This is a genomic window from Vibrio sp. 10N.222.55.C6 (genome assembly GCF_041473395.1).
Classification (GTDB): Bacteria; Pseudomonadota; Gammaproteobacteria; order Enterobacterales; family Vibrionaceae; genus Vibrio; species Vibrio crassostreae_C.
In genome coordinates this window covers 1-231 of sequence record NZ_JBFRSD010000682.1, presented here as the reverse complement: position 1 = coordinate 231, position 231 = coordinate 1, and the positions used below count along the sequence as shown (strand labels likewise).

Below are 231 nucleotides of genomic sequence, written 5' to 3'. Positions count from 1 at the left end.
TAATCTCTCTTAGTTGATATCGTAAATCGTCGAAAAACGATTGGTTGTGGCAAAAAAACACGCTTAAAAGTAAAGGCTATCAAAGCCGATCATTCAAGCGTGAACTTCTATTTTAAAATGCTGTTAAATATCGATTCGAAGCGTTGAATATTGTCGCGGTCGATGCGGTAACACATCTTCGGCGGAATCGACTCAGCCGTAATAAAACCTGAGGCTTTCAATATTCTTAAG

1 pseudogene is annotated in these 231 nt (G+C 38.5%); it reads right to left on the bottom strand.

The annotated features are described in order from the left end of the window. Positions 1-107: 107 nt before the first annotated feature. A pseudogene (locus tag AB4486_RS25630) lies at positions 108-231 on the bottom strand (ArsR family transcriptional regulator); the annotation flags it as partial.